We start from the raw sequence: 23,644 nt of genomic DNA, 5'->3' as shown, positions 1-23,644 counted from the left end.
GATATTTAAGCAACCCTAAAACCAGTCGCGAAAAGCATGCCGTTCGTCGGATAGGATTGCTGCCTGAGGCCCGGCTTGTGGCCGAATAACAACAAATGATCTCGCAACCCCATCACGAACCAGGGCAACAAGGTATAAACGTGGATAGTGCAGAGACGAACAAGGCCGAAGCTTCGGCCGGAAACCAGCCCCAATTATTCAGCGCCAAGAAGCTGGAATACATACAGGACACGCTGAAGCATCGTCCGTTCTTCCTCTATTTTGAAAACGACATCGAAACGATGTTCTATTCAAAGCGGGCGGATGAATACCTGCGCATCCTGATGGCCGGCAAGCCCCTGCTGTTGCTGATGTTCGGCCTGATCACCTACTTTGCGATCAGCCAGTTCCCGAACGCCGTCTTTGCCAATGACATGTTCCTGGTGAAATACTGCTTCCTTCCCATCGCCATCGCCTTGGCGTGCGTCATGCTGTTTGCGGAAAAGCCCTTTTTTGTCAGGAACTTCCAGTGGATGGCGGCGCCGACCAGCACCGTCATCCTCAGTTGCATCCTGCTGGCCAGCATCAGCTCCTATGACAAGAATTTTTCCCAGCATGCTGCTTATGACGTCATCATCATCACCACCATCATCTGTTTCGGCATCCGGGTGCTGTTCCCGGTCTGCGTGATGATCGTCATTATTTCCGCCTCCATTACCATGCTGGCGGCCATGACACTGAACTGGAGCTTTGACCTCCTGAAGTTGTCGCATTACTTCGGACTGGGTTCGCTGGCGACACTGGTGATTGTGGGACTGATGGAGCGTCAGGAACGCCTGGCCTTTCTACAGGAGCTGATGGTCTCGCACCAGACGGTGGAACTGGACCGCCTGAACCGGGCGCTGGACCGGATGGCCCGCGAAGACCCGCTGACCGGCCTGGTCAACCGCCGGGGCTTTGATGAGACCATGCAGATTGAATGGGATCGCGCCAAGCGCGACCAGCAATCCATGGCCATCCTCTATATGGATATCGACTTTTTCAAGCTCTATAACGACACCTACGGCCACAATATCGGCGATGTCTGCCTGCGCCGGGTCGCCCAGACCATCAAGGCAGCCTTGCGCCGCCCGGCTGATCTGGCCGGTCGTTATGGCGGCGAGGAGTTCGTGGTCTTGCTGCCCAATACTGACCGGGACGGCGCCATTGATGTCGCCCTGCGCATCCTCAAGCACGTGGACGCCCTCGCCCTGCCCCACAGCCGTTCAAAGGCGGCCAGTTTTGTCACGCTCAGCATCGGCATTTCGCACCTGATTCCCGACAATCTGCTGACTCTCAAGGAATTCATCAAGCGGGCGGATGATGCCCTCTATCAGGCCAAAGAGCGCGGCCGCCACCAATATTTCCTGTCAACCCGCTGAGCAGGAATCCAGACCTTGTCCCAGAACCTGACCGCCACCGTGGCCCTTGAAGAAGCACTGGGCAAGCTGATCCGCGACACCCCCTCCCTGCCACTGACGGTACACGGGCTGATTCGCGACAACCCCCTGTTCATCAGTTTCAGCCCGGGACTGGAGAGCTGCTTCCGCATGAAGCGGCTGTTTGAATTCAGCGCCATCTTCAAGGTGGCGGCCATCCTCTGGGCGTTATTGTTCTTGGTGCTGATCGGCGGAACGCAGGCGGTTTACCCGGCGCTGTTGCTGGACAACCGCTTTCCGCTGTGGCAAGGCACGGTTTGGCTGATTGGAGGAGTCATCCTCGCCGCCAACCTGACCGCCTACCTGCCGTCGTCCCACCGTTTCATTTATGGCTATGTGGTGGCGCCGGTCTCATCCCTGATCCTGTTCCTGTTGCTGGCGTCCGGGCTGGCCTATCCGGATGACACCTCGAATATCCATGCCTCCTACAACGTCATCATGACCATGATCCTGGTCTGCTACAGCATGCGCTTGCGCTGGCAGGTCAGCAGCGGCATCCTGCTGGGCTCCGGCTTGGCGGCGCTGGTTGCAGCGCTGGCGGCAGGCTGGCAGACACCCTGGCTGCAAGCCGGTCATGCCTATCTGCTGATCGGCATTGTCCTGTGCGTCATCGCTTTCTTTGTGGAACGGCGCGAGCGGCTGGGTTTTCTGCAGGAAGTGCTGGTGGCCATCAAGACGGAAGAACTGGCCCAGGTCAATGACCACCTGTCAGCCATGGCCAGCAAGGACGGTTTGAGCGGCCTCGCCAACCGCCGCGCCTTCGATGAGTTCCTGGCCCGGGAATGGGAACGCGGCCGCCGCGAAGAACAGCCGCTGTCGATCCTGTTCATGGACGTGGACTTCTTCAAGCGTTATAACGACACTTATGGCCACGCTGCGGGTGACGAATGCCTGAAACAGGTAGCAAGAGCCATGCGTCAGGCCTTGCTGCGCCCGGGGGATATCGTGGCGCGCTACGGTGGCGAGGAATTTGTCGTGCTGCTGCCCAATACCGATGTCCAGGGCGCCATGGAAGTGGGTGACCGCCTGCTGGCGGCCGTGGATGCCCTGGCCATTCCGCACCACACCTCGGATGCCGCCTTCCATGTCACCATCAGCATCGGCTTGGCCTGCATGGTGCCGACGGAGCGCAGCGGCGCCAACCTGCTGCTGGAAGAAGCGGATCGGGCGTTGTACGAAGCCAAAAGCCGCGGCCGCCATCGCATGGCCTGCCTGCAGCCCATGGTGTCTCCCACCTACAACGTGGATGACATCATTCTGATGGACATCGTCAAGGACCACCTGCCCGGCAAGCCGTGAGCCTTGACCGCAGTCGTGACGGCGGTGTTATTTTTTCATATCACAACAAGGTTGTGCCCTGACCATGCGCAAAGACCACTCCGTCGAAGAACTCGCCGAGCGCAGGCATACCCTGGCCTATATCCGCCTGATTCTCTCCCGACGCCCGATATTCTTTAAATTTCCCGAGCGCATGGAGGCTCAGTTCCTGGAAAAACGGGTGGAATCCAGCCTGTTCTATATCCATTCCGGGCAATGGCTGCTGCTGTTGATGTTTTCCGTGATCCTCGGCATGGCCTGGGTGTATTTTCGGGACCTCCTGAGCGCCAATCATTTCCTTCTTTTCAAGTCCGTCTATTTCCCGGTGGGCGCGGCCATCCTGTTCATACTGTACGGCAGTCGATTGCCCTGGGTGCGCCGGAACTTCCATAAAGTCATGTTCCCGGTCAGCCTGATGCAGATGGTGCTGATCCAGCAGCACATCTTTATGTCAGAAGGAAATGCGTATTACGACTACGCCGTCTACAACGAGATGATCACGATGCTGCTGATCGCGCTGGGACTGCGTTTTTCAACACCGGTGCTGCTCTTGTTTTACCTGACGGCGGCAGGGGCCGGGCTGCTGACCGCCGTCACCCTGGGCTTCCCGGTCAATCTGCTGGCTTTTACGTATTACTACGTCTTGTACGGAACGGTCATCATCGCGCTGGCCGCCATCACCGAGCGGCAGGAGCGCTTTGCTTTCCTTCAGGAGTTGCTGGCCAAGATCCAGGGAGAGGAGCTGGTGCGGCTGAACCGCAAGCTGGACAAGATTGCCCATGAAGACGCGCTGACCGGCATGCCCAACCGCCGCAGTTTTGACGAAGTCGCCGAAAAGGAATTTGACCGCGCCATGCGTGACCGGCAACCGTTTTCAGTGCTGCTGATGGATGTGGACTATTTCAAGCGTTACAACGACACCTATGGCCATGCCGCCGGGGACAAGTGCCTGCAGGCCATTGCCCGCGCCTTGCAGGAAGCGCTGATGCGGCCTGCCGACATGGGCGCACGTTATGGCGGCGAAGAGTTCGTGGTGTTGCTGCCAAACACCCCTGCACGCGGGGCCGTCCAGGTAGCGGAACGCATCCTGCGCTGGGTGGACAACCTGCAGATTCCGCACGAGTCATCCGCGGTGGCGGAACATGTCACGGTCAGCATTGGCGTCAATACGCTGGCGCCGCTGGGCCAGAACACCCTCAAGGAAGCCATGAAACAGGCGGATGAAGCCCTGTATGAAGCCAAGGGCAGCGGGCGGCATTGTTTCCGGATGCACCCGCAGTCCTCAGCGGATGTCCCGGCATAATTTCAGCAAGGGCGCGGGCAAGCCGCGCCCTTCCGCCTGCTCCGGTGTCAGCCAGCTGCTTTCCCCTTCCTCCACCCGTGGCATAGCCGCCTTGACCCGCACCGGTTGTATCTGCAGGTGATAGTGGCTGAAGGTATGCCGGAACGGAGGCAGTTGCTCCAGAACCGCATCCTGAATACCAAAGCGTTCGTCCAGGACGGTCCGTAATTCGGCTTCGCCGGCGACCGCCACTTCCGGCAGGCACCACATTCCGCCCCAGATCCCGGAGGGCGGACGCCGCACCCAGAGGAGCTCTCCACGCTCATTGCCGATCAACAGGAAAAACGCGGCTTTGACGGGCTGGATCTTGGCCGCCTTCTTGCCCGGAAAAGCCGTGGGAGTGCCCAGCGCAAAGGCTTGGCAGCGGCCCTGCAAGGGGCAATAGAGGCACAATGGCCTGCTGCGGGTGCAGAGTGTCGCCCCCAGATCCATCATCGCCTGCACGTAGGGGCCGGTGCGCTGGTGAGGGGTCAGGGCATCCGCCAGATGCCACAGGCGGCTCAGCGCTGCCGTGCCGGACGGGTCGCCGTCTACGGCAAAACACCGGGCCAGCACCCGCTTGACGTTGCCGTCGAGAATGACGCCGCGTTGGGCAAAGCCCAGCGCCAGGATGGCACCTGCCGTGGAACGGCCGATGCCGGGCAAGGCCTCCAACCCTTCCAGCGTATCCGGGAATTGCCCGCCCTGCGCCATCACTGCCTGTGCGGCCTTGTGCAGGTTGCGGCCGCGGGCGTAATAGCCCAGCCCTGCCCAGTGCTGCAGCACCTCACCCTGCGAGGCGGCGGCCAGATCGGCGACGGTGGGGAAACGGGCCATGAACCGTTCGTAATACGGCATGACCGTGGAAACCTGCGTCTGCTGTAACATGATTTCCGAGACCCAGACCCGGTAAGGGGTGACCGCCTGTTGCCAGGGCAGGTCATGGCGGCCGTGCTGGTCGAACCAGTCGAGCACATCCTGCGCGAATTCGGGAGATTGGGACATGAACGGGGTCTGCCTGAACTGCAAACCCCGGATTCTGACGGGATTGCCTCGTCAAATCCACTGCACACCGCATGTCTGTAGGTCGGGCTTCAGCCCAACAACACTCTTCGCTCAGAGGGCGGCTGTCGGGTTCAAACCCGACCTACAAATAACATCACAGTGTTGTCAGGCCAGTTTCGCCTTCAACTTCAACTCATCGATATTGCGGCTGAAGGTCTTGATCAGGCTGCGCTCCGGCACATCCGGCAGCACCCGCACCGCCTTGATGAAGCCCTTCACCAATTGCCCGGCGATCATCGCCTCCCAGCGCGACGGCTTCGGCACACCCAGCACTTCATACAACTCCGGGTCGATCAGCGCATAGAACAGGCTTTCCGCGATGCCTTGCAGGGGCTTGGGGAACCAGTACTCCGCCCACTCCACCGCCAGCGCCTGCACCACCGCCTCCCCGCCCGGGGTATGGCTGAAATTCGTCTTTTCGTAGTCCAGCATCCACGCCAGATAGGCATCCTGGGTTTGCGGGATGTCCTGGATGCCCATCATCTTGCCCACGCGCAGCCACAACTGGAACTGGGACTCCAGTTCGTCCTTGCTGAGGCCGTCCTGACCGGCAAAACGTTCCGACAACCGGCGCGGCAGGCAGGCCAGCGTAGCCAGCGTGTACAGGTACAGTTCGTTGGGAATGCGGAAATGACGGTGGATGTTCTGCATGCGCTGAATGATGCGCTGCCCTTCCGGACCGTCGCCGTGTTCGTAGATCAACCCGAAAAACACCAGCGTCTCGAAATTGCGCTGCCGGGTGTTCTTGATGATGGAGCCGGTGCCTTCACGGTAGAGCACGCTGGCAATGCGCGGGTCGCCCATGTTGTAGGCAAAAGCCACCGAAAACAGGGCGTGAATGAAGATCGGCAACCCGTAGCGGGTTTCGAAGGTCAGTTGAGCGTAACGACGGGCATCCTGCACCGGGTCAAGGTTAGCCAGTTCTTTTCTGGCCCAGAACAGATTTCGCATAGTGGCACTCACGTACTAATTCATTTGACACGGCCACTATAATGCGATTATTTAGTCGCATACAAATCGTCTTTTTCTCGCATATCTGGAGTATCCCTGATGCGCAAGCAACCCCGGCAGGCCCGCTCACGCCTGATGGTGGACAGCCTGATTGACGCCACCGCACTGACCATTGCCGAACACGGGCTGGGCGACGCCACTACCGCTCGCATTGCCGAGACGGCAGGGATCAGCATCGGTTCGCTGTACCAGTATTTTGATGGCAAGGAGGCACTATATGCAGCGTTGCTGGACCGCATCGTGGCGCAATTGCTGGCGCTGGTGGATACCCGCAGCGCGACGTTGGCGCAGCAGCCGTTGCGGACGTGGGTGAAGGACCTGCTGAACGATGTCTGGGATTATCTGGAGGCGGAAAACGGGCTGTACCTGAAGGTGCTGCGGAACTGGTCGCAGCTGGATTTCATGCGGGGTATTGATGCGCTGGAGCAGAAACTGCTGGGGGTGTTGAGCCTGTATGCGCTGCAGCGGGCGCCGGTGGTGAGCCAGGCTGATTTGCCGGCGCGCATCTATATTCTGATCAACAGCGTGCTGTTTACACTGGTGCGTTACATCAGCCAGCCGTCGCCGCTGGTGAGCCGGGAGGCGTTGATTGCAGCGTTTGGGGAGATGGTGGAAAGGGAGCTGGGATAGTGAGATCAGACAAACCCCTCACTTAACCCCCCTGCACGCCCTGCCAGTCCAGCCCGAATTTCGCCAGATACTTGCGCAGGCGGTCGGAGTCATTGCTGGAAGCCTTCTGGAGCCGGGATTGTGCATACAACTTGCGCCCGGCATCCGACAATGACCCGCAGGACCGGCAAACCCTTAACACGCCCTCCAGTTGCCACAGATCGAATTCGTCCGTCCCGGCAAAGGCCTCCCCCAACGCCCTCCGGCAGAGCGGGAAATCCACTTCCCCGGCCCCCCGCCACAGTCGCTGCAAGCGTCCTGTTTCCCGCTGCACATCGTCCTCACGAATGCGGCCGCCTTCCGCCAGTGTCGCCAGACGGGTCACCGAGGCCGACAAATCACGGAAGTTTCCCTGCCATTTCGCCTCGTCCCGCAAGGCGAACTGCAGGTACTGCCGCCGGGCCTCGCTGTTGAAACGCACATCGCGGCCATATTCCTGCCCAAACCGCGCCAGCTCGAAATCCAGATTCGGCTCAATGTCCTCGCGGCGCTCGCGCAAGGGCGGCAAATGGAAGGTCCACATATTCAGGCGGGCATACAAATCCTCACGGAACCGCCCTTCCGCCACCTCCACCGCCAAGTCACGGCAAGTGCCGGCAATCAGCTGGAAATCACTGCCGACTTCCCGGTCCGACCCCACCGGATAGAATCGTTTTTCCTCCACCGCCTTCAACAGCATGGCCTGCTCATCCGGCCCCAGTTCGCCGATTTCATCCAGGAACAGCAAGCCGCCGTCCGCACTGCGCAGCAAGCCGGATCGGGCGCTGACCGCCCCGGTGAACGCGCCTTTGGCATGACCGAACAGGGCCGACATCGCCCCGTCGCCGCGCAACGTGGCGCAGTTCACTTCCACGAAACCGCCCTGCAACTGGTAACGCTGTTTCTTCAATTCATACACGCGGCGCGCCAGAAAGGATTTACCGGCCCCGGTGGGACCCAGCAGCAGCACCGGACTGCGCGAGCGCAATGCCACCTGCTCAATTTCGCCGATCATGCGGTTAAAATCGGCATTTCTGGTAGCAATACCGGACTTCAGACGCAACTGGGTTTCCTCACGCTCGGCGGCGAAGCGGCCCGCCAGCAGGTTATAGCGCGAAAGGTCCAGGTCAATGATGTCCAGATGCCCGGCGCTGCCGTTCTGCTGCTTGCGCGGCGGCGAGCTTTGCAGCAACTGCGCCGGGAAGTAACGTGTCTCCGTCAGCAGGAACAGGCAGATTTGCGCCACGTGCGTACCAGTGGTGATATGCACCAGATAGCGGTTTTCCTCGGGATGGAAGTCATAGCCGCGCGCGAATTCATACAAGGCTCCATAGACTTCCTCGAAGTCCCAGGGATTCCGCAAGGGCATCAGCACCGGCTCCACCACCGTTTCCGGCGAAATGAAGCCGATGTCCGCCACCACCTGCTGCATTAGCGCGGTGTAGTCGGCGTTGTAGAACAGCACCAGCCGGTCAACCAGGAAGTCCTCATGCTGGCACAGCGCCACGTTGGGCCGCCATTTATCCCAACGGCCGCGCCCCCTGGCGGCATCCAGCTGGGAACCAAGGAAGCTGAACAGGGTTGTTTTCATGGCGTATGGATTCTCGTCAGGGACCGCGCCTATCATAATTTATATATGACGATAATTTAATATTGTACTTTCCGAATACCCGCCAGAAAAACACAGCCCTCATGAGCTACAACCAATAAATTTTTTTATAAAAAACATAAGCTTGAAAAATAATTAACTTGTAGTGACGATGCTGGCACAGCTCTGGCATTGATACCGGCATCGAAATAAATACTGACGACACAGTGAGGTGCATCATGGCCAACGCCGGCTTGTTCAAATCCCTGAGCGGGAAGCTGTTAGCGAAGGCTGGCGCCCGCAATCATGAAGGCGCGGCGGCCTACGCCCTGACCCCGCAAGCGGCCCTGGCCCAATACGCCATGACCGGTTGCCTGAACCATACCTTTTACAGCACCGCCGACATGCAACTGGCCAAGGTGCTGGACATGGCGCAGGACGTGGATGACGAATTCCTGGCCAAGCTGGCCGTGTACAGCCGCCGTCAGGGTTTCATGAAGGACATGCCAGCGCTGCTGCTGGCCTTGCTGGCGCAGCGTCAAAGCGCCCTGCTGGCGCCGGCCTTTGCCGCCGTGGTGGATAACGGCCGCATGCTGCGCAACTTCGTGCAGATCGTGCGTTCCGGAGCCACCGGCCGCAAGTCGCTGGGAACACGGCCGAAGAAGCTGGTGCAGCAATGGCTGAATACCGCAACGCCCCAGCAACTGCTGAATGCCGCCATCGGCAATGACCCGTCGCTGGCCGACGTGGTGAAGATGGTGCATCCGCAACCGGCCGAGCCGTGGCGCGCCGCCTTCTTCGGCTGGTTGCTGGGCAAGCCCTTTGAACTGGATGCGCTGCCGGAAAACATTCGCGCCTTTGAATTTTACAAGCGCGGCGTCAGTCAGGAACTGCCGGATGTGCCGTTCCTGATGCTGACCTCGCTGCCGCTGCAAACGGAAGAATGGACTCGGTTGGCTCAGGGGATGAGCTGGCAGTCGCTGCGGATGAACCTGAATACGCTGTCACGGCACGGCGTCTTTGCCGACCCGGCTGTAGTGGCCCGGCTGGCCGCCCGTCTGGGCGACGCCGCGACGGTGCATAAGGCGAAGGCCTTTCCGTATCAGTTGATGACGTCCTGGACAGCAGCAAAGGATTTGCCGCGTCCTCTGGCAGACGCGCTCCAGGATGCACTGGAAGCCTCTCTGCGCAACGTGCCGGAACTGACCGGCCGGGTGGTGGTTTGCCCGGATGTGTCTGGTTCCATGCAATCACCGGCCACGGGCTTCCGGCCGGGTGCCACTTCGTCGGTGCGATGCATTGATGTGGCGGCGCTGGTTTCGGCCGCCTTGTTGCGCCGCAACCCGCAAACCCGGGTGATGCCGTTTGAGGTGGATGTGGTGGCGCTGGGACTGAACGCCCGGGACACGGTGATGACCAATGCGCAGAAACTGGCCGGGATTGGCGGCGGCGGCACCAACTGCAGCGCACCGCTGGCGCGGCTGAACCGGGAAAAGGCGGCGGTTGACCTGGTGGTGTTTGTTTCCGACAACGAATCGTGGGTGGACAACCGGCGGCACGGCGCCACGCAGATGATGCATGAGTGGGCGGAAATCCGGAAACGGAACCCGCAAGCCAGGCTGGTCTGCATTGATGTGCAACCGCATGAAACCACGCAGGCAGCCGATGTTGAGGATATCCTCAACATCGGCGGCTTCAGCGATGAGGTGTTCAGGCTGCTGGGCCTGTTTGCCCGCAATGAAATGGCGGCGGGTCACTGGGAAACCGTGATCCGTCAGGTGGAACTTTAACCCTCCCCCGGGCAACCGGGGAGCGGAGAACCGAATTGGCGTGAATGCCGGCGGGAGTACATTTGGTCAAGCCGGTTCAAACCCGGCCCCGCCCTTTCGGGGGCGGTGAACTCTCGCCTCCCTGGTCACGCCTCTTGCTTTGAACGCGAATGCCGATGCGGATTACAGTCCCCCTTACGCCGGAAGCTGACGCCCGGCGGATCCCGTCACCCTGGTCGCGTTCTCCCAGGATAAACCGGAGCTTTGGCAAACACCGAAGCTCAAAGAATTGGCAGGCAAATGCCGGTGGAACTACATCGTGTCGCGGGTTCGAATCCCGCCCGGGCCGTCACCCTTCGGGAACGGCGCGGTAGCTCAGTCGGTAGAGCAGAAGTTTCACCAATCTGGTTGCCTGCCTCCGTTAATCCGGTGAATGCCGGTGGAACTACAGCCTTCTAAGCTCCAGGTCGCGGGTTCGAGTCCCGTCAGCCCCGCCAATCCGTTATGGGGCTGTAGCTCAGCGGTAGAGCAGGAAAACGTTTCACCACTCTGGTCACCGGACCTTATTGAAGACCGTGTAAACAAGGAAAATGCCATGAAAACCGGCAACTATGATGTACTGCAAACAGGCAACAGCGCACCTGTGAAAATGTGGACCCAAGGCGTTCCGGTGGAAGAGGACGCGAAAAAGCAATTGCTGAACGCCGCCCACATGCCCTTCATCTTCCGCTGGATGGCGGCCATGCCGGACGTGCATGTCGGCAAAGGCGCGACTATCGGCAGCGTGATTCCCACCAAGGGCGCCATCATTCCCGCCGCCGTGGGCGTGGATATCGGCTGCGGCATGATGGCAGTGAAAACGTCGCTGATGGCTTCGGACCTGCCCGATAATCTGGCGCCGCTGCGCTCGGCCATTGAGCGCGCCGTGCCGCACGGCCGCACGCCCGGCAAGCGCGACGAGGGCGCCTGGACCAACGCCCCGGCCGAGGCCGAAGCCGCTTGGTCGCATCTGGCCGATGACTTCAAGGCGCTGACCGACAAGTACCCCCGGTTCAAGAACACCAACCACTTGAACCATCTGGGCACACTGGGAACCGGCAACCACTTCATTGAGGTTTGCCTGGATGAGTCCCAGGGGGTGTGGTTCATGCTGCACAGCGGGTCACGCGGGGTGGGCAACGCCATCGGCAACTTCTTCATCGAACTGGCGAAGAAGGACATGGAGAAATGGTTCATCCACGTGCCGGACAAGGATTTGGCCTACTTCCCGGAAGGCACCGAGCATTTCAACGACTACTTCCACGCGGTGGAATGGGCGCAGCGCTTTGCCCGCGCCAACCGTGAATTGATGATGGCCAACGTGATCCGCGCCGTAAGCGGTGTCATTGCCAAGCCCTTCACCACCGAAAGCCTGGCGGTGAACTGCCACCACAACTACGTAGCGCGTGAAAAGCATTATGGCATCAACAACGTGCTGGTGACCCGCAAGGGTGCGGTCAGCGCGCGCAAGGACGAGCTGGGGATCATTCCCGGCAGCATGGGGGCCAAGTCCTTCATTGTTCGAGGTCTGGGCAATGAGGAAAGTTTCCACAGCTGCTCGCACGGGGCGGGACGGGTGATGTCACGGACGGCGGCAAAGAAGCTGGTGTCCGTGGCGGAGCACATCCAGGCCACGGCCAGGGTGGAGTGCCGCAAGGACGCGGAAGTGCTGGATGAAACGCCCTCGGCCTATAAACCGATTGAGGCGGTGATGCATGCTCAACGCGATCTGGTGGAGATTGTGCATACATTGAAGCAGGTTGTCTGTGTGAAGGGGTGAGGTGAACCATGATTGAACTGGATGGATCCTTCGGTGAAGGCGGCGGGCAGATCCTGCGCACCGCCCTTTCGCTGAGCTTGTGCACGGGGCAGCCCTTTGTGATTGACCGCATCCGCGCCGGCCGCCAGAAACCGGGACTGCTGCGTCAGCACCTGACCGCCGTACAGGCAGCCCAGGCCATTGGCACAGCGGACACGGAAGGCGCGGCGCTGGGTTCACAGCGGCTGCTCTTCCGGCCCGGCGCGGTACGTGGCGGCGATTACCGCTTTGCCATCGGCACGGCGGGTAGTTGCACGCTGGTGTTGCAAACCGTACTGCCCGCCCTGCTTTGCGCCGACGCCCCCAGCACGGTGACCGTCAGCGGTGGCACGCACAACCCGTCCGCACCACCCGCCGATTTCCTGCAGCATGCCTTCCTGCCGTTGCTGGCGCGCATGGGCGTTGAAGCGTCGCTGGAGTTGCTGGCGCACGGCTTTTACCCGGCGGGAGGGGGTGAGGTGCGGCTGTGCGTGACACCCACCCCTGCCCTGCGGGCCTTGCACCTGTGTGAACGCGGCGGAGCCGGGGAAACCCGTGCCGAAAGCTGGATCAGCGGAGTGCCGGGGCATGTGGCGGAACGGGAGCTGGCAACTGTGCGGCAGAGACTGGGCTTGAACGAAGCGCTATGCACCGTGCGGACTCCGGAACGACTCCAGGGACCGGGGAATGTGCTGCTGGTTTTTGTGCCTTCCGAAACGGTATGCGAGGTTTTTGCCGGTTTCGGCGAACATGGCGTATCAGCGGAGCGTGTAGCCCATGGGGTTTGCCGGGAGGTGAACGCTTATCTGGCCTCGGGAGCGGCGGTGGGCGAGCATCTGGCGGATCAGCTGCTGCTACCGATGGCGCTGGCCGGGGGCGGCAGCTTTACGACACCGGTGGTGAGCAGCCATTGCCGGACGAACATGGCGGTGATTGAGCGGTTTTTGCCGGTGAGGTTTGAAGTCGCTGATGAAGGCGGGCGTCACAGGGTTGGGGTGCAGGTGTAGCACCCTGCACCCAACCCCTGTCATCACCGGTTAAACAACTTCTGCAACCCTTCATTCAGCTTCTGGTTCACCTTTTCCTGCGCCTTCTTCTTCTCTTCGTCAATCTTCGCCTTTGCTGCGGCTTCAGCTTCCGCCTGCTTCTTGGCGACCTCTGCCCTGACTTCGGTTTCCTTGGCCGCCAGATCCGTCTTCAGCTTCTGCACTTCCTTGCTGTTCAGCAGCGCCTTGGCCGCCATGTCCTTCACCGCCCGGCCATCCACCGAACACAGCGAGGCCATCTCAGTGACCTTGCCCTTGCAGCGGATCGGGAAGGCATATCCCGCCAGGTTATCGCCGACAATTGACTTGTCCAGCAACAGGTTGAAGCTGTAATCCACCTGCTGCGTCACCAGACTGAAAGTGCCGTTCCCGCTCAGCTTCGCCTTCTTCAGGTCGGCGTTCAGCTGCTTGTTCTGCACCGTACCGTTGCTGATGGTCGCCTCGCCCAGAAAACTGGCGATGTCAGTGTTGTTCTGCTTGCTGACCAGCGTCGCGGCGTCCTTACCGGTAATGAACGGCAGCAGAGCCTGATACTTGCCCATCTCGGTGGTGACCAGCTGCATCATGTTCACGCCCTTCAGCAGGCCGTTATTGAAGCTCAGTTTGCTGGCGCCGTTCACCGAACCCAGCCACTCATCCACCGAGTTGCCGCTCATCTTCAGCGTGCCGTTGAAAGCGGCAATCCCGGCCAGCAGGTCCTTCTTGGTGAACTGCCGCACCACGTTCTCCACCTGCATCTGCTCGACACTGGGGGTGACCGACAGCACCGGCTTGGCGCCGCGCACGTCAATGATGGTGGGGAAGCTGAATCGTCCGCCCAAAACGGTTCCGCCCAGCTGGCTGACATTGACCACCCCGTCCTTGGCGGTGGCGGTGACTTGCAGCTTCTGCACCGGATACTTCATGGCCGTCAGCGAACCCACGGTCAGCGCCACATCCAGGTTCTGCTTCTTCAGCAGCTCCACCGGCAACAGGCCGCCGGCGGTCTTGGCGGCAGGCGCAGGCTTGGCGTTGGGGTCCACCGGCGGCAGGTAGCGGTCCAGGTTGATCTTGTCCACGTTCAGCCGGGCGAAAATCTTGCCGGTCTTGAGGTCGGTGAGGCCCGCTTCGCCGGTGAGGGTGCTGTCATCCAGCTTCGCATTCAGGCCCTTGAGCAAAATACTGTTTTCGTTGCCGCTGACCTGGGTGCTGACGCTGACCCGTTGCAGGGTGGAGCTGTCGGCCATGACCGGCGCGGCCATGCCCAGCGTTTGCATCAGCTGGCGCAGGTTGAAGGGGCTGGTGGCGATATTGCCGCTGAGGGTCATGCCCTGCATCACCGGGGTGCCGGGTTTGGCGGTGGCGGCCATGGCGGGCAGGCTGGCCGACAACTGGCCCTTGGTCTGGATGCTCAGGGCGTCCAGCGTGAAGCCGTTGAGGGCAACCTTGCCTTCCTTCCAGTTGGCGGTGATGGGCGCGGTCAGGTGCACCGGCATCACTTTCGGGAAGGCCTTGTCACTGATGTTGGCCTTGACGTCCAGCGGGGCGAAATTCACCGCACCGGTAGCGAGGTTGGCGGACAAAGCACCGCTCATGTCGGCGGTAATCGGTGCCGGGCGACCGGCATCCGGATAACTGGCTGAAGCCACGATACCGCTGAGGTTGACCAGTTGCTGCTTGAGGTCGGCGACAATGGCTGCTTTCAATTTCACCGTCGCGGGCGCGGACAGGTTGGCGGCCGGATAGGCGGCATCCACGGTCAAACCGGGCATGTTGACGGTTTGCGCGGCCAGGTCGGCCTGCACATCGCCGCTCAGCTTCAGCGTGGCCGGGGACTTCAGCCCGGCCTCCGGGTAAATGGCCGCCAGCGTCAGGCCGGTGACGGAGACCTTCTGCTGCTTCATGTCGGCGTTGATCTTGCCGGTCAGGTCCACGTGTGCGGGCTTGGTCAGCTTGGGATCCTTATAATCGACCGCCAGCTTCAGGCCGTCGACCTGGTGCAGTTGCTGCTTCAGGTCGGCGCTGATGCCAGCCTCCAGATCCACCACCACCGGGGCTGGCAGCAAGGTGCCGCTGAGATGGCTGCGGGCCGTCAGGTTTTTCAGCAGGTATTTTTCGGCATCCTGATCCAGCTGCACCACAGTGTTGAGGTCATTGTCGGCCATCAGGGTCTTGCCCTGGGCGTCGGTCTGCGACCAGACGAACTTCAGCCGCACCGGAAAAGCCTTCTTCAGGTCGATGTTGGTGGCCTGCACCAGCAGCTTGTCGAGGTTGCCGTCCAGCTTGTTCTTTTCATCATGGAAATGCAGCGCGCTGTTGCTGATGTTGAGCACACTGACATTGAAATCGATCTTGTCAGACTTTTCCTCGGGCGCACTTTTCAACTTGGCCAGCATGCGGTCCCAGCTGGTGGTTCCGTTGGCGTAGACGACGAAGTCAACTTTGGCGCCGTCCAGCAGCACCTGGTCAATGGCGATTTTCTTCGCCAGCAGCGGCATCACCTGCACGCTGACATCGGCCTGGTTGATGGCCACCAGCGTCTTGCCGGCCTGGGTGTCGGTAAGGGTGGTCTGGCCCAGATGCAGGCTGATGCGCGGCCACAATTGCCAGCTCAGGGTATCCTTCATCACCAGATCCATGTCGGTCTTGTCCTTGACGACCTTGGCGATCTCCGCCTTGTAGTCGTTGGGATTGATGAAGAACAGGATATAGGCAGCCAGCAGCAACACCAGCCCGATCAGGGCGGCGACGGTGATGCCAAGGATTTTGAGCGCGCGGGACATATCAGGATTCGTCCATAAAGTTGTGTGACAAAGCTAGCGCCTGAGGCCGGAGCGGGCAAGGCTTTTTTAGGAAATACGGGGGGATCAACGCGTTATCGGGGGAAGGGAGTGACTTTGGACAGAGGGCGCGGGGACCGGAGTCCCCGCGTGCGCTGAGTATTACCTCTTATTGTTGTTGTTCGCTGTCGTTTTTGTTGTTGTCGATGTCAACGTATCCCGACGCCTTGCTTTTTGTTGTTCGTCGTATCGCTAACCAGGGATGGCCATTGTATTTTTGGTTGCCATCTTTGCGTGCAGACGTTTATCTTTTTTATCGTCCGCTTGGCCTGCCCGCAATCCTTGTCCGGCGAAGCACATGCATTTGCACGTTATTGTTGTTTTGACGTTTTCGTCATTGTTGTTGTTTGCGCTGTTTGTTTTTGTTGTTGCGCCCCTATAACAATGCAGATGCCGTGCCAACTTTCAAAATTAGTTTTTTACTATTTAAAAACAAAAACTTAACAATCATGATCGAAATTCATTCAAGGCAAAACCGTGTTACCGGTAACATCTTTACACCGTCAAGGTAACACTTGTGAGCGCACGGGTAACATCGTGAAACAACGCGGTAACAGTTCGGTTACAGGCGGGTGTTACCGCAACCGGTCAAAAAAAAGCCCCGGACGAACCGGGGCGGGTGGCGCACAGAACCAGGCCTGCTCCTTATTTGGTCAATACGTACTGCACCAGCGCCATCACGTCACCACTGTTACCGGCACACCAGGGGTGCGGCGTGGCGGGCAGGCCGATCGGTGCGGCCGTGCCCATTTCCGCCGGACCGTATTCACGACGCATCTTCTGGAAGTCCCAGTAATAGTTCCCGGTATCCCAACTGACCTTGGTGAAGTACTTGTGACGCTCAATGAAGCGGTTGCGCTGGGTCGAGGGGTCGGTGGCGCTGTACTCGGTATTGCGGTAAACCCGGAACACATCACCCTTGCGGTTGAGGTCCGGCCAGGCTGCGGGCTGATCGGGCGAACCGAGAGCCGGGCGCACCGGCGCATGCAGGGTGTAGTACTGGTTGTACAGGGCCGAACCTTCGGTGCAGCGATCGGGGTTCACCAGGTCTTCCACATTGCGGACGTGGCCGTCGGAGAGCAGGCCTCGCGATTGCACCCAGTAGATGTCGCGCAGGTAGGTGGCGCGGATTGACTGCTGCTCTTTCTGATAGATGGTGGGGGCGAAGAAACGGCCCACTTCGTCCAGGCGGAACATGCGTTCGTTGGTGTTGGCGCCGACGTTGTCGGTGTGGCAGCTGCCGCAATCGCGGTCATAGGCGGCCTTGCCCGTGTTGACAACCGATGCCACGCCCGGATAAGCCTGCCAGCCGGCCTGCACGAACTGGCCTTCGGTCAGCGCGGCGTTGCCGGTCTGCGCGGCCAGCTTGTTGCCCGCCTTCAACCAGCGATACAGACCGACGTTGATCAAGTCCTTGTCGTTGGCATCGAGCGTGGTCATGTAGGCGGTCAGCGCCTTCAGGCTGGCGGCGTCCATGGCGCCCATGGCGCCGTCAGGTTCTTCGGAGTGAATGTAGGAACCCTCAAAGCCGACATAAGACTCGGTGTGCGACAAGGAGCGGCGGATCGGCATGTGGTTGGTGACATTGGGGATGGCAACCGGCGAGAACTGGTAATCGTTATCGGTTTCACTGCCTTCGCCCGTGGCGCGCACCATGTTGTGCTCGCCCGCGCCCGCCGGCATGTAGTAAAGCAACGTGGTCTTGTCGATGTCGGCCTTGCCGGGGGCCCAGGACGGCCCCTCTTCACTGGCGGCAATGGTGTCGAAGTTGGCGGTGGTGGCGCCGGTCTTGTCGCCCAGCACCGTCCACTTCATGCTCCATTCCGGGTTTGGCAGGCCGGGGATGACCTTGGTCACCTTGGCGCCCGGCGTCTTTTCATAGCTGATGCGGTAACCGTGGCAGGAGGCGCAGTTGAAACCCGCCCACGCGCCGTTGCCGTTGTAGGGATGGCTGGATTCGGCGGTACGGTACCCCACCCAGCCGGTGTTTTTGGTATTGCCCTTGGTCTTTTGCGGCGTTACCAGCAAAAAGCCGGGGATGGGGTTCTGCATCGGGTATGGATCGAAGAAGACATCGTTGATGGCTTCGGCCGGGACTTCACCCGCCACGGTCTTGATGGCCCCGAACAACTTGGCCGGATCGGCGGGCTGGCGGGTGATCGGGTCGGTGGTCTTGTAGCTGAAGATCTTGGCCCAGTCGAGGGAACGCATCTTGTGCGCCAGGCCGATATTGAAGTCATAGGACCAGAAGATCTTGCGGCCCAGCGTCACCAGGCTGTCAAAGCCGGTGTTGCTGATGGTTACCGGAATGGGCTGGGTGGCCTTGGTCTGGGTGCTGAGCGTGGAGACGACATCGCACTTGTGCTTGTAGGCGGTGTCCGTGACTCGCTTGGTCTGGGCGTCAATGACGTTATGCGCCTTGCCCGGCCTGGTCAGTGACGGCATGGCTCCGGTGCGCTTTTGCACCTGCAGCACCAGCGGCCCCTTGCTGGCATGGACCGGCACCTTGAACTGGACCTGGGTGTCGGTCCACGCCACCACATCCTTCGGCCACTGGCTGCGGGTGGTGGTGGTTTCATAGTTGACCTGGGCGATGAGATCCAGGTTCTGCTTGAACATGACCAGGTCGGTTTCCAGCACACGGCTGTTGCCGATCATGATCTTGCTGAAGTCGATGTCCGTCCCGGCGCCGAATCCCGTGCCCTGCAGGGTGACGACATCACCCGGCTTCAGCACCGGCGCGGCGGTGGAACCGGTGGTCCAGACGCTGACGCCGTTGACCAGCAGACGGCTGACCACCGGCTGGGGGAAGTTGGCGGCCGAGGCGGCCCGCTGCGCCTCACGCGCGGTGTCCAGCGTGCAAAGCTTTTCCTGGTCGGGGAAGGCCGGCGCGGCGGCGGCAACGCCACTCACCGCCAAGGCCAGCAGGCCCGTCCAGCCCGTGATTATTGTTTTCATGGTGGTACTCCCTTGATCAACCGCACACCCGCCCAAAAAACAGGCTATCAGGATGGCAATGCTACCCCCTTGAGTTAACAAAAAACCCCTACTTAGGGAGGGGGTCACCCTCCCCATCCCCCGCTATAATCCGCTTATCCGCACTCAGCTGGCCCTGATCGGAAAAAACTTGACAAACAAAACAACAAAAAGAGCCTCGCATATGGGTTCCTCCTCCGCCTCCCTGCCGCGCTCAGACCGTCTGGTGCGTCCGGAATTGCTCCACCTGATGGCCCGCAGCCGGGAATTCGCCCTGACGCTGGTGCTGGCGCCGGCCGGGTCGGGCAAAACCACCCTGATGAACCACTGGGAGCGGGAGAATGCCGACCGCCTCACCGCCCGGCTCAGCCTGGGCCGCCGCGATAGCGACCCGCTGGTCTTCCTGCAGCATCTCAACCAAGCCCTGCGCCGCGCCTTGCCGGACTTCGCCATGCTGTCCTGCAACGCCCTGAGCACCGACGCCAACCAAGCCGACTTGCTGGCGGAGGCGCTGGCCGACGGGTTGGCCGCCTGCCCGGACGACATCTATCTGTTGATTGATGACTTTCATTACGCCGCCGCGCCGCTGGTGCAGTGCATTTTTGCCCGCCTGCTCGAAAACCTGCCGCCGCAGGTGCACCTGATCATCTCCAGCCGCAACCACCCCGGCTTCTCGCTCAGCCGCCTGAAACTGGACGACCGCCTGCTGCTGATTGACAGCCATGACCTGCGCCTGCCCGCCGAACAACTGCCCGCGCTGTGCGCAGCGTTGGGCGTGCCCTTGCCCGGCGAACAGGAATCGGGGAACCTGCTCCGCCTGACGGAAGGCTGGATGGCGGGACTGAAGCTTGCGCTGCTGGCGCGCACGCGCCCCGGCCGCCCTACCCCGGCCTCCGTCCTGCACGGCGGACAGCCTGAATTGGTCGATTACTTTGCAGAGGTGGTGCTGGAAGGCCTTCCAGCGTCGGAACGGGAATTCCTGCTGGCCACGGCGGTTCTGGACCAGTTTGACCTGGCGCTGTGTGAAAGCCTGCTTGGCGCTGCAGACACCGGTGCGCGGCTGGAACAGATTCTCCATAAAGGCCTGTTCCTGCAACCGGTCGAGGAACTGCCGGGCTGGTACCGCTATCACCCGCTGTTCCGGCGCTTCCTGCAAAGCCGGTTGCAGCAGGAGGCGCCGGAACGCCTGCAGGCGCTGCATTTGGCCGCCGCCCGCCACGCGCTGGCCAATGGCGACGGAAGCATGGCCCTGTTCCACGTCCGCCGCACCGGCCTAGACGAGCCCTACCAGGACATGCTGCGCACGGTCTGTGAACAGCGCCTGCACCAGGGCCGTCTGGTTGCCATTCTGGACAGCCTGAAAGAGGTGGATGCTTCGCGGATACGCCATGACCCCGGCCTCTTCATTCCGCAAATCGCCGCACTGCTTTTCACCCGCCAGTTCGGACAGGCCCGTTATTGCCTGGAAGAAATCAGGTTGTGCATCAGCTCCGTGGAATGCTCCGACCGCATTCCCGGCAAGCTGCGCTATATGGAAAAGTTGCTGGCTTTGTTTCAGGACGATGACGGACTGTGGTACGACCCCAACCAGTTCCAGGATGCCGGCATTCCCTATTACGACCTGCGTGACTCCCTGACCGCGATGGCGGCGCGCCATCACCTGTTGAAGGGAGAGTGCGCCACCGCCGTGCGGGTTGCCGGGGAAGCCAAGATCCTGCTCGGCAACCTGGGGCATGACTATCTGGAAAGTTTTGCCGATGTGATCTGCATTCTGGCGGAGCGCGAACAGGGGCATATCCTGGCCGCGCGGCAAATGACGCAGGAATTCTATACCCGCCTGGCCGACCGTCCGTACACGCCGGGCTGGGTCACGGCGGGCACCTGCATGGGGGTCAGCCTCTACGAACAGAACCGCACCGCCGAAGCCCGCGAATTGTGCGAGGCGCTGATCCAGCATGTGGACTTCGCCTGCGCCACGGAAATCGTCTTCAATGTCTACGTCACGCTGGCGCGCCTGCATTACATCAGCGGGCATTCGCCGCGCGGCAACCTGCTGCTGCTGGAGTTGCGGCGAATCCTGCGCCACGGCCAGTACCGGCGGCTGCTGAACCAACTGCTGGCGGAAGAGCTGGCCCAGGCAATACGAACCGGCAACACCACCGCCGTCAAGGGCATCGCCGAGGAATACGCCCTGGCCGACGCCCTGACCGCCAAAACCTGGTCCGCACCCGCGCCAGATTACCGCGAAGGCTGGGTCTACGGCGGCATTGCCGCCGCGCTGTACCTGCGTACCCGCAAGCAGTTTGACCGGGCGCTGCAGATCCTGCAGAACATCAGCCAGACACTGGCGGCCACCGACATGCGCACCCGGCTGGTGGTGGTGGAAGCCAACCGGATCGTGATCCTGTACCTGCAGGGCCATACCGAACCCGCCATGCAGGCGCTGGGCGAGTTGTTTGCCCGTGTGGGCCTGCAGTGCGCCATACGCACCATTTTCGATGAAGCTCCGGGCTTTGGCGACCTGGTCCGGCGCGCGCATGAGCAAGGCCTGATCACCCTGCCGGATGTCTACCTGCAACTATATAACGATGTGCTCTACCCCCCCGAGCCCACCGTGGCTGCCCCCGCCTCCGGCGGACCGGAGCCATTGACCACCAAGGAGCTGGAAGTGCTTGGACTGGTGCGGCGCGGCTTGGCCAACAAGGAAATCAGCCGTGAACTGGATATTTCCCTGTCCACCACCAAGTGGCACCTGAAAAATATTTTCGCCAAGCTGCAAGTGGGCAACCGCACGTCAGCCATGGCGGCGTTGAGCCGTGCCGAAAGCGGCCAACGGCTGGCGGGGTAGCCCGATGAGTCCCCGACACGCCACCATCCTCGCATTTCTGTTGCTGGCAGCAGGCGGAGGCTTGCTGTATTCGGGCGGAACTGAAACCGCTGCCCCGCCCCCGTTCATGCCGGCCGGCCGCCCCGCCCCGCAACTGCCGCCCGAACCGGCGAACGCCGGGAACCAGGCGTTGGGGGAATTGCGTCTGGGCAACCCGGTGGTGACCCTGGATGCGGAACAAGGGCTGTTGCAGGCGCAAATGGCGGTGACGGTGCAGCTGCCGGGTCTGGACATGCCGGTATCCGGATTGGTGACCGTCACCGGCGCTCCCCGCCTGAACGAGTCCGAGCAGCGCTTTTACCTGATGAATCCGCAACGGGGGGCGGTGGAACTGGCCGGTATTGACGCCACCGACCGGGATGCCGTGATGGCGGCGCTGGATGCGGCCATCCGGCAATTTACCCAAGAGCAGGCGGTCTATGCTCCCATGGATGCGGCGGGGCTGAAACCGCAAACCGTCAAGGTCGCCATCCGCCGCCTGTGACGGGCGGGAGGAATCAGCAGGGAGCCTGAACGCCGCCCCGGTAAAAAGCCTTGTCTCCGCCATCAGCGAGGCAGCACAATCACGGCACGCCCCCTCATGCACTGGATTGCCCCCATGCGTCATTTCCATTACCCCCTGATGTGCTGCCTGACCTTGCTGTTGCTGGCCGGATGCGCCAAAAAGGAAGAGTCCTACAACCCGGAGGCCGCCAGTGCGCCTGTGGCCGAGGCCAGCTCTTCCAAGAGCGGAGGAAGTGTCCCGACTCCGCAACGCACCCTGGCTTATGTCCACCATTACGACTTCAACGTGGCCGAAAGCGGCGTCAAACCCGCCTATGACGCCGTGCTCAAGGCCTGCGCCGCCCTGCCAGCAGACTGCACGGTGCTGGAATCCGGCCTGACCACCGGCGACATCGTCCGCGCCGATCTGAAATTCCGGGTCAGCCCGGCTGCCCGCACGCCGCTGGTCAAGGCGCTGGGCAAGTCCGGAGAGATCACCCGTTCCTCCACCACGGCGGAAGACCTGGCCGGACCGATTGCCGACACCGGCAAGAAGCTGGCCATGCAGCAGGCTTACCGCGACAGCCTGCGCGCCTTGCAGGCCAAGCCGGGGCATGACATCGACTCGCTGATCAAGATCAACCAGGAGCTGGCGGCGGTTCAGGGGAACATAGAAGCACTGAGCGGCGAGCAGGCGCAATTGCTGCAGCGGGTGGATACCGAGATCGTGGAGATGCAGATTGCCTCCACGATGAACCAGAACCTGATGAAGCCGGTCAGCGAGTCGCTGCAGAAATTTGGCTGGCACCTGTCCTGGGCCATTTCCGGCATCATTATTGCCATGGCCTATATTGTGCCGTGGGGATTGCTGTTGATGGTGCTGTTACTGGTAATCCGCAAGGTGTCGCGGCGCGTCCGGGGCCGTCGTTAAAGGAAGCGTACCGGTTCCCCGGCCTTGTTGAAGGTCAGGAACTGGCTGACCCGCCCCTGCTCAATGGCTTCCACCATCATTTTCAGCGGCTGCACCGCCTCGTCGCTACCGGGGGTGAAACCGGCCTTGCCGGACATGCCCGCAAGGAACACCATGTCCCAATCCTGGCCGGTCGCCTTCGACTCCTCAACCAGCGCGGCAAAGGTGCTCAGCTCCTCCGGCAGCTTGTCGACGCAGACCGTTGGCAGCAGGTAGCCGCCGGAGCGGGTTTCAAAGCGTTGACGTTGTTCGGCGGAGGCTGTCTCCGGCATTTCGGCGCGGGCGAAGACCAGCAGCAGGCGCTGCGGTTCGGGTTGTTGACGGGCGGCGGTCAGCAGGTCGTTAAAGCTGGTGATGTTCATGGCGGGGCTCGGGCGGGGGCGGTCTGGCTCAGTATAATGGCCGGGACGGGTGGCGGGAGCTGGCCGGATGGGGGGGTGTAGTCCGGGA

At 61.1% G+C, this 23,644-nt stretch carries 16 protein-coding genes; 10 read left to right on the top strand and 6 right to left on the bottom strand.

What is annotated here, in order from left to right; translation table 11 throughout:
* The first annotated feature begins 140 nt into the window (after positions 1-140).
* The 3 genes from Q7T36_RS17580 to Q7T36_RS17570 all read left to right on the top strand — a co-directional run bounded on the left by Q7T36_RS17580 (position 141) and on the right by Q7T36_RS17570 (position 4,077).
* Positions 141-1,400, top strand: a complete 1,260-nt coding sequence (locus tag Q7T36_RS17580) for a diguanylate cyclase (protein WP_304851894.1) — start codon at positions 141-143, stop codon at positions 1,398-1,400.
* Positions 1,401-1,415: 15 nt separating this feature from the next.
* On the top strand, positions 1,416-2,756 hold the full coding sequence (locus tag Q7T36_RS17575) for a diguanylate cyclase (protein ID WP_304851891.1): 1,341 nt from the start codon (positions 1,416-1,418) through the stop codon (positions 2,754-2,756).
* A 64-nt stretch (positions 2,757-2,820) separates the two neighbouring features.
* A complete protein-coding gene (locus tag Q7T36_RS17570; RefSeq protein WP_304851888.1) occupies positions 2,821-4,077 on the top strand; it encodes a diguanylate cyclase in 1,257 nt (418 codons plus the stop codon).
* Here Q7T36_RS17570 and mutY read toward each other — a convergent pair.
* Positions 4,057-5,100, bottom strand: coding sequence for an A/G-specific adenine glycosylase (gene mutY / locus Q7T36_RS17565; RefSeq protein ID WP_304851885.1), 1,044 nt, complete (start codon positions 5,098-5,100; stop codon positions 4,057-4,059). The genes Q7T36_RS17570 and mutY overlap by 21 nt on opposite strands.
* A 165-nt stretch (positions 5,101-5,265) precedes the next feature.
* The gene (locus Q7T36_RS17560) at positions 5,266-6,111 is read right to left on the bottom strand and encodes an oxygenase MpaB family protein (protein ID WP_304851882.1); all 846 of its coding nucleotides are present in this window, start codon (positions 6,109-6,111) and stop codon (positions 5,266-5,268) included.
* 99 nt (positions 6,112-6,210) lie between these two features.
* Here Q7T36_RS17560 and Q7T36_RS17555 point away from each other — a divergent pair, with 99 nt between their 5' ends.
* The gene (locus Q7T36_RS17555) at positions 6,211-6,801 is read left to right on the top strand and encodes a TetR/AcrR family transcriptional regulator (protein WP_304851879.1); all 591 of its coding nucleotides are present in this window, start codon (positions 6,211-6,213) and stop codon (positions 6,799-6,801) included.
* A gap of 22 nt (positions 6,802-6,823) precedes the next feature.
* Here Q7T36_RS17555 and rtcR read toward each other — a convergent pair whose 3' ends face one another.
* Positions 6,824-8,410, bottom strand: coding sequence for an RNA repair transcriptional activator RtcR (rtcR, locus tag Q7T36_RS17550; RefSeq protein ID WP_304851876.1), 1,587 nt, complete (start codon positions 8,408-8,410; stop codon positions 6,824-6,826).
* 236 nt (positions 8,411-8,646) lie between these two features.
* Here rtcR and Q7T36_RS17545 point away from each other — a divergent pair, with 236 nt between their 5' ends.
* The 3 genes from Q7T36_RS17545 (at position 8,647) to rtcA (ending at position 13,020) form a co-directional block, all read left to right on the top strand.
* Positions 8,647-10,197: an RNA-binding protein gene (locus Q7T36_RS17545; RefSeq protein WP_304851873.1), complete on the top strand. Its 1,551-nt coding sequence runs from the start codon at positions 8,647-8,649 to the stop codon at positions 10,195-10,197.
* 574 nt (positions 10,198-10,771) lie between these two features.
* Positions 10,772-11,995 (top strand): RtcB family protein, encoded by a 1,224-nt coding sequence (locus tag Q7T36_RS17540; RefSeq protein WP_304851871.1) that lies wholly within the window; start codon positions 10,772-10,774, stop codon positions 11,993-11,995.
* Between the two features lie 8 nt (positions 11,996-12,003).
* Positions 12,004-13,020, top strand: a complete 1,017-nt coding sequence (rtcA, locus tag Q7T36_RS17535; protein WP_304851868.1) for an RNA 3'-terminal phosphate cyclase — start codon at positions 12,004-12,006, stop codon at positions 13,018-13,020.
* A 23-nt stretch (positions 13,021-13,043) separates the two neighbouring features.
* Here the strand turns inward: rtcA and Q7T36_RS17530 are convergent, their stop codons facing one another.
* Together Q7T36_RS17530 and Q7T36_RS17525 are read right to left on the bottom strand one after the other, a co-directional pair.
* Positions 13,044-15,821 (bottom strand): AsmA family protein, encoded by a 2,778-nt coding sequence (locus Q7T36_RS17530; RefSeq protein WP_304851865.1) that lies wholly within the window; start codon positions 15,819-15,821, stop codon positions 13,044-13,046.
* 702 nt (positions 15,822-16,523) lie between these two features.
* Entirely contained in the window at positions 16,524-18,836 is a 2,313-nt protein-coding gene (locus tag Q7T36_RS17525; RefSeq protein WP_304851863.1) for a hypothetical protein, read from the bottom strand.
* 202 nt (positions 18,837-19,038) lie between these two features.
* Between Q7T36_RS17525 and Q7T36_RS17520 the strand changes: the two genes are divergently transcribed.
* From Q7T36_RS17520 to Q7T36_RS17510, 3 genes are all read left to right on the top strand, one after another.
* Complete coding sequence (locus tag Q7T36_RS17520; RefSeq protein ID WP_304851861.1) at positions 19,039-21,702, top strand: LuxR C-terminal-related transcriptional regulator; 2,664 nt, start codon at positions 19,039-19,041, stop codon at positions 21,700-21,702.
* A gap of 4 nt (positions 21,703-21,706) precedes the next feature.
* The gene (locus Q7T36_RS17515) at positions 21,707-22,225 is read left to right on the top strand and encodes a hypothetical protein (protein WP_304851858.1); all 519 of its coding nucleotides are present in this window, start codon (positions 21,707-21,709) and stop codon (positions 22,223-22,225) included.
* A gap of 114 nt (positions 22,226-22,339) precedes the next feature.
* Positions 22,340-23,155: a DUF4349 domain-containing protein gene (locus Q7T36_RS17510; protein WP_304851855.1), complete on the top strand. Its 816-nt coding sequence runs from the start codon at positions 22,340-22,342 to the stop codon at positions 23,153-23,155.
* On the opposite strand, the gene Q7T36_RS17505 is transcribed toward Q7T36_RS17510, so the two are convergent.
* Positions 23,152-23,556, bottom strand: a complete 405-nt coding sequence (locus Q7T36_RS17505; RefSeq protein ID WP_304851852.1) for a hypothetical protein — start codon at positions 23,554-23,556, stop codon at positions 23,152-23,154. The two genes, Q7T36_RS17510 and Q7T36_RS17505, sit on opposite strands and share 4 nt — an antisense overlap.
* Positions 23,557-23,644 lie beyond the last annotated feature (88 nt).

This window comes from Fluviicoccus sp. (assembly GCF_030646115.1).
Lineage (GTDB): Bacteria > Pseudomonadota > Gammaproteobacteria > Pseudomonadales > Moraxellaceae > Fluviicoccus.
Note: the sequence above shows the minus strand (reverse complement) of the source record. Positions and strands in the feature narration are given on the sequence as shown.